The 12,139-nt window shown below is 67.7% G+C and carries 7 protein-coding genes and 1 pseudogene; 5 read left to right on the plus strand and 3 right to left on the minus strand.

Annotated elements, in window-relative coordinates:
* Position 1 precedes the first annotated feature (1 nt).
* The 5 genes from ABC271_RS00360 (at position 2) to ABC271_RS00380 (ending at position 7,909) form a co-directional block, all read left to right on the plus strand.
* The gene (locus tag ABC271_RS00360; protein ID WP_005052668.1) at positions 2–1,045 is read left to right on the plus strand and encodes a hypothetical protein; all 1,044 of its coding nucleotides are present in this window, start codon (positions 2–4) and stop codon (positions 1,043–1,045) included.
* 491 nt (positions 1,046–1,536) lie between these two features.
* The gene (locus tag ABC271_RS00365; RefSeq protein WP_005052665.1) at positions 1,537–1,809 is read left to right on the plus strand and encodes a hypothetical protein; all 273 of its coding nucleotides are present in this window, start codon (positions 1,537–1,539) and stop codon (positions 1,807–1,809) included.
* Positions 1,810–2,033: 224 nt separating this feature from the next.
* A complete protein-coding gene (locus ABC271_RS00370; protein WP_005052663.1) occupies positions 2,034–7,028 on the plus strand; it encodes a CHC2 zinc finger domain-containing protein in 4,995 nt (1,664 codons plus the stop codon).
* Positions 7,028–7,594: a hypothetical protein gene (locus tag ABC271_RS00375; RefSeq protein ID WP_005052659.1), complete on the plus strand. Its 567-nt coding sequence runs from the start codon at positions 7,028–7,030 to the stop codon at positions 7,592–7,594. Before ABC271_RS00370 ends, ABC271_RS00375 begins: the two co-directional genes overlap by 1 nt.
* 105 nt (positions 7,595–7,699) lie before the next feature.
* Positions 7,700–7,909 carry a hypothetical protein gene (locus ABC271_RS00380; RefSeq protein WP_412923016.1) on the plus strand — a complete coding sequence of 70 codons (210 nt, stop codon included), beginning with the start codon at positions 7,700–7,702 and terminating at the stop codon, positions 7,907–7,909.
* Here the strand turns inward: ABC271_RS00380 and ABC271_RS00385 are convergent.
* The 3 genes and pseudogenes from ABC271_RS00385 to ABC271_RS00395 all read right to left on the minus strand — a co-directional run.
* Positions 7,881–8,090 carry a hypothetical protein gene (locus ABC271_RS00385; RefSeq protein ID WP_412923017.1) on the minus strand — a complete coding sequence of 70 codons (210 nt, stop codon included), beginning with the start codon at positions 8,088–8,090 and terminating at the stop codon, positions 7,881–7,883. The genes ABC271_RS00380 and ABC271_RS00385 overlap by 29 nt on opposite strands.
* 105 nt (positions 8,091–8,195) lie before the next feature.
* Positions 8,196–8,762, minus strand: coding sequence for a hypothetical protein (locus ABC271_RS00390; RefSeq protein WP_005052659.1), 567 nt, complete (start codon positions 8,760–8,762; stop codon positions 8,196–8,198).
* Positions 8,762–12,139 (minus strand): annotated as a pseudogene (locus ABC271_RS00395) (telomere-associated protein); the annotation flags it as partial. The pseudogene ABC271_RS00395 and the gene ABC271_RS00390, both read right to left, overlap by 1 nt.

A 12,139-nucleotide genomic window follows, 5' to 3' on the forward strand; every position in this document is an offset into this window, starting at 1 on the left:
CATGGGCACACTCGCAGACTCGATACCCGCAGCTCACGCGCGAAGCGCCTGGGCTGCGGGTATCGAGCCCCTGCGTGAGGCGTTCCCACTCCACGCCGACAAGCTCGTCCGCGCGATCGCGTACTCCTACATCGAGCCCCTCCCGACACCGATCTTCATCATCGGGGGAACCCCCACAACCCGAGACGCGCTCGCCGACGCACTCGCCGAGCTCGCCGGCGAGATCGAACGACCACACATCGACCCCCTCACGTTCGCAGGAGTCCGACGTGCCGTCGTGCCCGGCAGGCCACTGGTCCTCACCAGCGCCCCCCACGTCAGCCCCCGCGCACCACTCAGCGCGCTCGACGAGATCGAGATCGAGAGCTTCGTCTCATTCGCCACCCCACTCAGCAAGGCCTCCGCGCTGATCATCGCCAGCTCTCAGACAATTCAGCCGCTCAGCGCCGAGCGCTCCATCACCATCGAGCTTCCCCAGCGTCCGCGCAGCCTTCAACCGCTCCGCTCGCTGGGAAGTGAACCCGCCGCTGCCGGCCGACGCATCATCGCGAGCTATCTGCAGCAGAACGCGCCCCACCTGGATCTCGACCCTCATGGGATCAACATCGCCCGACATCCCGACTTCGCCAAGCCCCGGCGCCTCGACGCCGCGTTCTACCTCGGCGACACGATCCTGAGCACCCTCGGCCTCGATGCTCCCGCCCAGCCCGCGACGTCATGGCTCGGCGAGGACGACCAAATCATCTGGGCCCTACGCGAGGCCGTCAGATACCTGCTCGCCAACGGCGGCGAGCTCACCGACAACGCCAGCCAGACCAAGGAGTGGGTGATCGGACGCACCGACCACCGCTACCTGTATATCCGCCCCACCGAAGCGCTGCCCTTCATCCGGGCCGCGCACGGTGACCCCACCCTCAGCATCAAAGCGATCACCACGACACTGCGCCGGCTACATCTGATCGGCACCAAGACCGGAACCGTGACCGCGCGAATCGGTGGAGAACCCACCCGCGTCTGGAAGATCCCCGCCGATCGAGAGATCTAGCGCGACACGCCGAGCTCAGCGAGCGAAGACGGGCCACACCACCCGAGGAATCCACTCCGAGGAAGCGTCGGATGACACACAACCCTCGTCGACGCAGCAGTATTGCTCGCACGTCGCTGTAACAGCAAAGCCCGACTCGCGCGCAGTGGTACACAATTGAGGTGTACCAACGAAATTAGCGCTGACCTGGGGTTTCATTACCTCTGGTACACCTGCCGATTCGCAAGGTGTACCAAGCATTTTTGCCTTCTGATCAGTGTTTTTATCGCGTTTGGTACACCTGGTACACCTTTTCAGCGGCAGCCCTCACACATGCGCGCCCGCGCGAGGCGTAAAAGGTGTACCAACAGCGAAGCCAAACTTTTTTCGGGAACCGATGTCCGCGAAGCGTCCGAGGCTGGGCCTATACCTGGCATGAGAGCTCAGAGCCGTCTGCGCGACGCACCGAACCAATCCGTGATTCTGAATCAGCTACGTGCTAGAAACAGGGCATGCCAGCCAGAGCGAAGCCAGGACGTCGTTCATACGGCCCTCGCGCCGTCAGGACGGTTCGATATCCGGAGGCCTACGACCCGATCCTCGAACGCCTCGCTGCGGAGTCTGGGATCCCCCTCAGCAGCTGGCTTGCGCTGGCTGTCTCACAGCAGGCCGGGCTTGAGATCCCGGACTACGTCAAGGACGAGTTGGAAAAGGCGGCGCGCGAGCGCGCTACGCGCGAGGCAGAACAGGAGCTCGACATGCTCGACATGCCAAAGTCCGCGTAGAAAGACTCAACCCCCTCCGGTCTGCCAACCATCGGGGGTCTTGAGTGCTTTTGGGTCACAGCCTCCTGCCAGAGGCTGATCAAGTTACTGATGCTGAGTCAGTCAATCCATGATCGGATGTTCATGATTATAGCCGCGATATTGCGGATGTCTAGCGTTGGTGTGGCCGTCGTGTCGCACACGCTGGGCGCTGCAGCGTGCACCCGAGGGGGTGTGCTGCAGCGATGACGCTTGAGTACACCGGCACGTCGACGGCTACGAACTCTCTCGATCGTGTTCTCGAGGCCCTGGACCGGGGCGGGTGGAAGCCCCGCCGGCAGGGAAGCCAGCACATGGCGCTGTGCCCAGTGCACGGCGACGCGATGCCGTCGCTGAGCATCCGCTACGACCGCACCGGCGGCAAGGTGATGTTGCACTGCTTCGGCTGCGGCGATGCCTTCGATCTCCGCGACGTGTGCGGCGCGCTCGGCCTGACCGTCAGCGACCTGTTCGACGCACCGCTGCCCGCCGATCGCCGCACCGGCTCGCGCACCCCGCGGGCGAAGCGGCCCTCGCTGCCGCCGCGGCTGACGCAAGATGAGCTCGCCCCCAAGACTCCGGATCTGACGGGCGCGACATGGCGCCAGGTCAAGGTCTACGAGTACGTCGACGACAACGGCGTCGTCCTGCAGCGCGTGCACCGCGAAGAGACCACCCTGGACGGACAGCGGCACAAGAGGTTCACGCAGAGCTACCGTGGCGCCAACGGCCGGTGGGTCAAGCGCAAGCCCGAAGGCTTTGCGCCCCTCCTGTACAACCTCGCCGCGATCCGCGCAGCGGTCGCCGCCGGCGGCGACGTGTGGCTGCTCGAGGGGGAGAAGGACGCCGACAGCGCGATCGCCGAGGCCCTGGCCGCGACGACGAACGCCGGCGGTGCCACGGCGTTCCCCGCCGAGCTGCTCGAGCAGTTCCGCGGCGCCACCGTCAACCTGGTCGTCGACAACGATCCCGCCGGCGCACAGCGGGCCGCGGCGGTCGGCGCGCAGCTGGCGGAGCTGGGCATCCCGGCACGGATCTACCTGCCCAACCTCGACGACCGCAAGTCGGACTTCACCGACCACATGGACGCCGGCGGCACCGTCGCTACGCTCGTCGAGATCTCCGTCGACGACGCCCGCGCCATGGTCGCCGCGGCCGAGGCAGACAAGCTCGTCCACGGCCGCACCGGCGTCGCCGTGTGCCTCAAGGAAGCGACTGCCCAGCTTGAGCAGAACCAGCAGGACCGGGCAACCTCCGAGCAGCACGCCGAGGCGTGGGCGCGCGAGTCCCTCAACCGCCTCGAGCGGATCCACGCGATCAACCCGGACCTGACCGCGGAGCAACTCAGCGACCGGGGCCGCGTCGCCCTGACCGAGTACGCGGCCGCGGTCGCGGAGGGCGCGCGGATCTCCCGCGACACCTACATCGTCGCAGGTCTCGACGTGCCCCAAGCGGTCGCCTCCTCCGTGGTCGCAACCCGCCCCGTCGTCGACGAGCAGCAGCCGGCAGAGACTATCGAGATCACCCCCTCCGCACCCCTCACGCAGACCGGCAGCGGCGGCGGGGGAGTGTTCTTCGGCAACGACAACCCCGAGGACCAGCCCGAGAAGCGCCCCTTCATCCGAGGCAACCACTACGGCGTGGTTGAGGGGCAGACCGTGCTCATCAAGCACACCCCCGGCGACGAGGACGACCAGTACCATCGGGTCATGCACGGCTGGGCAGAGGTCCAGACAGTCGCCATCGAAGACGACGGCACGGACAACGAGATCGCTCGCCCCCCGCACCTGTACGTGATCAAGTTCTCCCGGTGGGTCCGCAACGATCGCGGCTACCCGATCCGCGACAAGGAGACCGGCCAGTTCCAGACCGAGTCGGTGGTGCTCAAGTACACCGAAGACCAGATCCGCGACGGGTCATGGTCCAAGGCGATGCCCTGGCCTGGGTTCCTCGAGTCGAACAGCCGCCGCGGCGCGGATCAGGCATGGGATGCGATGAACGCGATCAAGCCGCCGCGGAACAACAGCATCGTGCACACCACGGTCGGATGGCGCACCACCGACACCGGCGACTACTTCGTGCACGCGACCGGCGCGATCGCCAAGAACGGCGCGCTCGGCGTCGAGGTCGACGTCGCGACGACCTCCGAAATCTACGCGATGCCCGAGCCGACCACCGACCGCGACCAGCTGCGCCAGGCGTGGCTCGACGGCACCGTGGCGCTGCGGGAATCCGAGCTGCCCGCCCGTGTGATCGCACCGCTGCTCGGCCACTCCTGGACCGCCCCGGTCCTGCCTGGCCCGATCTTGCTGCACCTGGTGGGCGGGTTCGCTTCCTACAAGACCTCACACAGCCGTCTGGCCGTGCAGTACTTCGCCCCGAACCTCACCCACAACACCAAGGGCCTGATCTCCGGCGCATCCGGCGGATCCACCGCGATCGGCCTGCAGCGCACCCTCTCCGCGATCAGCAACGTGCCGGTGATCGTCGACGACTTCGCCCCGGACGGCAACGCCAGCGACGCGATCCGCCGCATCAGCACCCTGGGCCGCACCGTGTTCAACGGCATCGGTCGCATCCGCGGCAAGCAGCGCGGCGGCGCCGAGGCCGACCGCCCGATCCTCGCCAGCATCATCACGTCCGGCGAACTCTCCGCCCAGGGCTCCGCCGACTCCCGCATTGTCAACCTCCCGCTGGATCCCGCCACGCTCAAGAACGGCGGCGTGATCTTCGGTCGCCTCGAGTCCAAGCGCGCCCGCCACGCTCGCGCGCTCATCGGTGCTTCGCTCGTGCAGTGGACGGCCGCGCGCCGTCAGCAGCTCGTCGACGACTTCACCGAGGCCGAAGAGGACAGCGAGCACCGCCTGTGCACGCAGGCCTACTGGCGTGAGGCCATCCCCCGCCAGAACGGGCACGCGGGCCTCCACGACCGCCTCGTGCAGTCTGCCGTGGTCCTGGACCGCGGCATCATGATCATGCTGATGATGCTCCGCGACCTCGACGTCATCAGCGACGACGAGGCCCGCGACTTCTACGGGTGGGCGCGAGCGGGCATCGCCGAGGCGATCAGTCTGCAGGACTCGTCCGCATCCGACCCCGCCGAGCAACTCATGGAGTACCTGCGCGAGGCGATCGCCAACGGCAACGCTCACCTAGCCGGCATGGACGGCACAGTCCCCGACGATGCGAGCTCGCTGGGGTGGGCCGACCAGTCCACCGGAATGAACCCGCAGTGGCGCCCCAACGGGCAGCGCGTCGGCGTCATCAACAAAGACCGCCTCTACCTGTTCCCGACGACGGCCGTCGCCGTGGCCCGTCAGATGTCGCAGCGCGCCGATGAAGCGTTCAGCGACACCAAGACCTCGCTCTCCTCGTCGATGCTCTCCCACGGCTGGCTCATCGCGGACGGCGCCGGCAAGCGCAGCGTCGTCCGCCGCACCGGACGGTCGATGCAGCACCGCGTGTGGGACATCCCACTGTCCGCGCTCACCGGCAGCGGCCCCGACACCCCGAACGACGACACCGGCCTGGACGGGGGAGAAGGCCCCCAGACGCCGCCCGAGAACGACATCCCGTCGCTGTTCGAGGCGCCCAAGGTCGACGAGGCCACAACCACCCCCGAGGCGCCCGCACAGCCCGCCGTGACCGAGCCCCAGCAGCCTGCATCCGCAGAATCACCCGCCGCGCCTGCCCCCCGACCGGCAGCGCCCGCACAGCCCGCCGTCGCGACGTCGGCCGAGGACTTCCGTGCACCGCTCGGCGTGCTCCACACGGACGGGCTGTGGCTGTCCACGGGCGAGCTGATCACCATCCGCGGTCAGCTCGAGCACGCCGGCCAGCTCGCGCAGCTCGCCACCGACCTCAACCTGGGCACCCGCATCAACCAGGGCACCAACGGGGCGCGCAAGACCGAGCGCGGCCAGATCTTCCTCACCATGGAAGCCGCTCTCGCTCTCGGACTCCCGCTGGACACCCTGCCCGAGTCCACCGACTCCGACTACGGCAAGCTGCTGCGCGAAGCCACCAAGGGGCACCCGTTCATCACCATGGCGACCGAGACCGGATTCTCGCTCAGCGGCGACGGATCCATGGCCGGCAGCATCGACATCTGGCGCGAGGATGACCGCCGGATCGGCGCGCACATCGCCCTCATCCCTGCCCAGGACTTTCGCTTCATCAGCACGATCCTCGACGGCGACCCAGACCCCGCGACCATCGCCCGTCGCCTGGGGAAGTTCACCGCGGCGCTCAAGTTCCCCTACCGCAGCAGCGCCGGCACCACCGGCACCAAGCTCATGCGCGCGCTGCTGCCCCGCGACAAGCACGACGAGATCTACTACCCACAGGACCGCCCCGGCCCGGTCAAGGACCAGATGATGGCCGAGGGTGACTTCAACTGGCAGCGCAAGCTCTTCGGCGACGAGCTCGAGCAGCGCTGGGTACACGGCTTCGACCGTGGAGGCTCCTACCTCGCCGCCGCGAGCACCGAGGTCGGCGTCGGAGCCCCCACCCACTACGACGGCCCGCTGCAATTCACCAAGGCCACGAACAAGCCCGGCTACTGGCTGATCACCGCACCGGAACCCGGCAGCTGGCTGATGCCCGACATCTTCGCCGCCCAAGGCATCGTCCGTGACGGGTTCACCGGATCGCAGATCTGGGTCACCACCCCCACGCTCGAGCTCGCGAGCGAAATGGGCCTCGAGCTCGAGATCCACGAAGCCTGGCTGTGGGACCGCAAAGCCAAGGTCTTCGAGGCCTGGTACAAGCGGGTCCGCGACGCCCGCACCACCCTCGACACCACCGACGTCGACGACCAGGCCGCTCGTGACCTCCTCAAGATCGTCTACGCGGCCGCGATCGGCATGCTCGACTACCGCGGCGACCACGACACCCTCGCCGTGTGGGCCCCGCACCGCCACGACATGATCGTCGCGAAGTCCCGCGCCAACATCATCCGCCGCGTCCTCGCCAACGCCGAGCGCACCGGCCGCTGGCCCGTCGCGATCGAGAAGGACACCGTCGTCTACACCAGCGACCACATCGACCCGCTCGAGGCCTGGCCCGGCGACCCGTCCTGGTTCGGCCGCGGCCTCGGTCAGTACAAGTACGAGGGCTCCGACCAGCTCTCGCATCACGCCGAGTTCCTCAACGGCGACGGCACCTACAAGGGCAAGCGACACCTGAATGAGTTGATCTGATGGCACTGAGCAAGGAAGCGCAAGCGCGGCAGCTCGCCGCGATGTTCGAGGGACTCACCGGGCACAAGCTCCCCGAGGTCTCCCGCGACACCAAATCCATGCTCAAGTTCCTCTTCCCCGGCCAGAGCGACCGGTTCCCGATCGCCACGAAGCTCGCCGCCACGAAGCTCGGAGTCTCCCAGGGCACCGTGCAGCGCTGGATCCGCGGGGCGCAGAATCCCCGCGCCGCGATCACCCAGGAGCTCACCAAGCGCGTCCGCCAGTCCGTCACCACCAAGCGCGGCCGCGGTCAGCTCGCCAAGCGCATCCAATCCCAGATCCCCACCCGTCAGCGCACCATCCGCATCAACGCGCTGCAGGGCCCGTCCGCAGACCCCACGGACAAGAAGTACGTCGCCGAACGGTTCAGCAACCTCGATATGTCGCCCTCCGAGCAGCAACAGCTCTATGACGCCTGGGTGCAAGGCGGCGACACCGGCGCCACCGACTACCTCACCGGCCTCTACGACAACCGCTACGTCGACGGTTGGCAGTTCCACGGCATCAAGGGCGTCGAGTTCCGCTGACACGAATGACCCGGCACCACAGCCTCGTCACGCTACGCTGTATGTAGTGAATGTCACGCTTTTATCAGGTGTGACCGGACTGACGACCAGAGAAAGGACCAGCCGATGGCAGCCTCCATGCCCGAGCTCGTCGACTACGCCTACATCGCCGAGAAGCTCAACGTCTCTCAGCAGACGGTGCGCGTCTACGCCACCGGCACCAAGCAGCGCAAGGCCGGCTTCCCCGAGTCGGTCGCACCCAAGACCGCGCGCTCGCCGCTGTTCCGCAAGAAGGACGCCGACGCGTTCATCCAGCGACGAGGCGTCGCTGGATGAACGCGTCGGCGTCCTTCTTGCGGAACAGCGGCGAGCGCGCGGTCTTGGGTGCGACCGACTCGGGGAAGCCGGCCTTGCGCTGCTTGGTGCCGGTGGCGTAGACGCGCACCGTCTGCTGAGAGACGTTGAGCTTCTCGGCGATGTAGGCGTAGTCGACGAGCTCGGGCATGGAGGCTGCCATCGGCTGGTCCTTTCTCTGGTCGTCAGTCCGGTCACACCTGATAAAAGCGTGACATTCACTACATACAGCGTAGCGTGACGAGGCTGTGGTGCCGGGTCATTCGTGTCAGCGGAACTCGACGCCCTTGATGCCGTGGAACTGCCAACCGTCGACGTAGCGGTTGTCGTAGAGGCCGGTGAGGTAGTCGGTGGCGCCGGTGTCGCCGCCTTGCACCCAGGCGTCATAGAGCTGTTGCTGCTCGGAGGGCGACATATCGAGGTTGCTGAACCGTTCGGCGACGTACTTCTTGTCCGTGGGGTCTGCGGACGGGCCCTGCAGCGCGTTGATGCGGATGGTGCGCTGACGGGTGGGGATCTGGGATTGGATGCGCTTGGCGAGCTGACCGCGGCCGCGCTTGGTGGTGACGGACTGGCGGACGCGCTTGGTGAGCTCCTGGGTGATCGCGGCGCGGGGATTCTGCGCCCCGCGGATCCAGCGCTGCACGGTGCCCTGGGAGACTCCGAGCTTCGTGGCGGCGAGCTTCGTGGCGATCGGGAACCGGTCGCTCTGGCCGGGGAAGAGGAACTTGAGCATGGATTTGGTGTCGCGGGAGACCTCGGGGAGCTTGTGCCCGGTGAGTCCCTCGAACATCGCGGCGAGCTGCCGCGCTTGCGCTTCCTTGCTCAGTGCCATCAGATCAACTCATTCAGGTGTCGCTTGCCCTTGTAGGTGCCGTCGCCGTTGAGGAACTCGGCGTGATGCGAGAGCTGGTCGGAGCCCTCGTACTTGTACTGACCGAGGCCGCGGCCGAACCAGGACGGGTCGCCGGGCCAGGCCTCGAGCGGGTCGATGTGGTCGCTGGTGTAGACGACGGTGTCCTTCTCGATCGCGACGGGCCAGCGGCCGGTGCGCTCGGCGTTGGCGAGGACGCGGCGGATGATGTTGGCGCGGGACTTCGCGACGATCATGTCGTGGCGGTGCGGGGCCCACACGGCGAGGGTGTCGTGGTCGCCGCGGTAGTCGAGCATGCCGATCGCGGCCGCGTAGACGATCTTGAGGAGGTCACGAGCGGCCTGGTCGTCGACGTCGGTGGTGTCGAGGGTGGTGCGGGCGTCGCGGACCCGCTTGTACCAGGCCTCGAAGACCTTGGCTTTGCGGTCCCACAGCCAGGCTTCGTGGATCTCGAGCTCGAGGCCCATTTCGCTCGCGAGCTCGAGCGTGGGGGTGGTGACCCAGATCTGCGATCCGGTGAACCCGTCACGGACGATGCCTTGGGCGGCGAAGATGTCGGGCATCAGCCAGCTGCCGGGTTCCGGTGCGGTGATCAGCCAGTAGCCGGGCTTGTTCGTGGCCTTGGTGAATTGCAGCGGGCCGTCGTAGTGGGTGGGGGCTCCGACGCCGACCTCGGTGCTCGCGGCGGCGAGGTAGGAGCCTCCACGGTCGAAGCCGTGTACCCAGCGCTGCTCGAGCTCGTCGCCGAAGAGCTTGCGCTGCCAGTTGAAGTCACCCTCGGCCATCATCTGGTCCTTGACCGGGCCGGGGCGGTCCTGTGGGTAGTAGATCTCGTCGTGCTTGTCGCGGGGCAGCAGCGCGCGCATGAGCTTGGTGCCGGTGGTGCCGGCGCTGCTGCGGTAGGGGAACTTGAGCGCCGCGGTGAACTTCCCCAGGCGACGGGCGATGGTCGCGGGGTCTGGGTCGCCGTCGAGGATCGTGCTGATGAAGCGAAAGTCCTGGGCAGGGATGAGGGCGATGTGCGCGCCGATCCGGCGGTCATCCTCGCGCCAGATGTCGATGCTGCCGGCCATGGATCCGTCGCCGCTGAGCGAGAATCCGGTCTCGGTCGCCATGGTGATGAACGGGTGCCCCTTGGTGGCTTCGCGCAGCAGCTTGCCGTAGTCGGAGTCGGTGGACTCGGGCAGGGTGTCCAGCGGGAGTCCGAGAGCGAGAGCGGCTTCCATGGTGAGGAAGATCTGGCCGCGCTCGGTCTTGCGCGCCCCGTTGGTGCCCTGGTTGATGCGGGTGCCCAGGTTGAGGTCGGTGGCGAGCTGCGCGAGCTGGCCGGCGTGCTCGAGCTGACCGCGGATGGTGATCAGCTCGCCCGTGGACAGCCACAGCCCGTCCGTGTGGAGCACGCCGAGCGGTGCACGGAAGTCCTCGGCCGACGTCGCGACGGCGGGCTGTGCGGGCGCTGCCGGTCGGGGGGCAGGCGCGGCGGGTGATTCTGCGGATGCAGGCTGCTGGGGCTCGGTCACGGCGGGCTGTGCGGGCGCCTCGGGGGTGGTTGTGGCCTCGTCGACCTTGGGCGCCTCGAACAGCGACGGGATGTCGTTCTCGGGCGGCGTCTGGGGGCCTTCTCCCCCGTCCAGGCCGGTGTCGTCGTTCGGGGTGTCGGGGCCGCTGCCGGTGAGCGCGGACAGTGGGATGTCCCACACGCGGTGCTGCATCGACCGTCCGGTGCGGCGGACGACGCTGCGCTTGCCGGCGCCGTCCGCGATGAGCCAGCCGTGGGAGAGCATCGACGAGGAGAGCGAGGTCTTGGTGTCGCTGAACGCTTCATCGGCGCGCTGCGACATCTGACGGGCCACGGCGACGGCCGTCGTCGGGAACAGGTAGAGGCGGTCTTTGTTGATGACGCCGACGCGCTGCCCGTTGGGGCGCCACTGCGGGTTCATTCCGGTGGACTGGTCGGCCCACCCCAGCGAGCTCGCATCGTCGGGGACTGTGCCGTCCATGCCGGCTAGGTGAGCGTTGCCGTTGGCGATCGCCTCGCGCAGGTACTCCATGAGTTGCTCGGCGGGGTCGGATGCGGACGAGTCCTGCAGACTGATCGCCTCGGCGATGCCCGCTCGCGCCCACCCGTAGAAGTCGCGGGCCTCGTCGTCGCTGATGACGTCGAGGTCGCGGAGCATCATCAGCATGATCATGATGCCGCGGTCCAGGACCACGGCAGACTGCACGAGGCGGTCGTGGAGGCCCGCGTGCCCGTTCTGGCGGGGGATGGCCTCACGCCAGTAGGCCTGCGTGCACAGGCGGTGCTCGCTGTCCTCTTCGGCCTCGGTGAAGTCGTCGACGAGCTGCTGACGGCGCGCGGCCGTCCACTGCACGAGCGAAGCACCGATGAGCGCGCGAGCGTGGCGGGCGCGCTTGGACTCGAGGCGACCGAAGATCACGCCGCCGTTCTTGAGCGTGGCGGGATCCAGCGGGAGGTTGACAATGCGGGAGTCGGCGGAGCCCTGGGCGGAGAGTTCGCCGGACGTGATGATGCTGGCGAGGATCGGGCGGTCGGCCTCGGCGCCGCCGCGCTGCTTGCCGCGGATGCGACCGATGCCGTTGAACACGGTGCGGCCCAGGGTGCTGATGCGGCGGATCGCGTCGCTGGCGTTGCCGTCCGGGGCGAAGTCGTCGACGATCACCGGCACGTTGCTGATCGCGGAGAGGGTGCGCTGCAGGCCGATCGCGGTGGATCCGCCGGATGCGCCGGAGATCAGGCCCTTGGTGTTGTGGGTGAGGTTCGGGGCGAAGTACTGCACGGCCAGACGGCTGTGTGAGGTCTTGTAGGAAGCGAACCCGCCCACCAGGTGCAGCAAGATCGGGCCAGGCAGGACCGGGGCGGTCCAGGAGTGGCCGAGCAGCGGTGCGATCACACGGGCGGGCAGCTCGGATTCCCGCAGCGCCACGGTGCCGTCGAGCCACGCCTGGCGCAGCTGGTCGCGGTCGGTGGTCGGCTCGGGCATCGCGTAGATTTCGGAGGTCGTCGCGACGTCGACCTCGACGCCGAGCGCGCCGTTCTTGGCGATCGCGCCGGTCGCGTGCACGAAGTAGTCGCCGGTGTCGGTGGTGCGCCATCCGACCGTGGTGTGCACGATGCTGTTGTTCCGCGGCGGCTTGATCGCGTTCATCGCATCCCATGCCTGATCCGCGCCGCGGCGGCTGTTCGACTCGAGGAACCCAGGCCAGGGCATCGCCTTGGACCATGACCCGTCGCGGATCTGGTCTTCGGTGTACTTGAGCACCACCGACTCGGTCTGGAACTGGCCGGTCTCCTTGTCGCGGATCGGGTAGCCGCGATC

It is taken from the genome of Microbacterium canaveralium (assembly GCF_047238045.1).
Lineage (GTDB): Bacteria > Actinomycetota > Actinomycetes > Actinomycetales > Microbacteriaceae > Microbacterium.

Coding starts and splice junctions, on each gene's coding strand:
- ABC271_RS00360 (WP_005052668.1), top strand. CDS start 2: ATGGGCACACTCGCAGACTCGATACCCGCAGCTCACGCGCGAAGCGCC.
- ABC271_RS00365 (WP_005052665.1), top strand. CDS start 1,537: ATGCCAGCCAGAGCGAAGCCAGGACGTCGTTCATACGGCCCTCGCGCC.
- ABC271_RS00370 (WP_005052663.1), top strand. CDS start 2,034: ATGACGCTTGAGTACACCGGCACGTCGACGGCTACGAACTCTCTCGAT.
- ABC271_RS00375 (WP_005052659.1), top strand. CDS start 7,028: ATGGCACTGAGCAAGGAAGCGCAAGCGCGGCAGCTCGCCGCGATGTTC.
- ABC271_RS00380 (WP_412923016.1), top strand. CDS start 7,700: ATGGCAGCCTCCATGCCCGAGCTCGTCGACTACGCCTACATCGCCGAG.
- ABC271_RS00385 (WP_412923017.1), bottom strand. CDS start 8,090: ATGGCAGCCTCCATGCCCGAGCTCGTCGACTACGCCTACATCGCCGAG.
- ABC271_RS00390 (WP_005052659.1), bottom strand. CDS start 8,762: ATGGCACTGAGCAAGGAAGCGCAAGCGCGGCAGCTCGCCGCGATGTTC.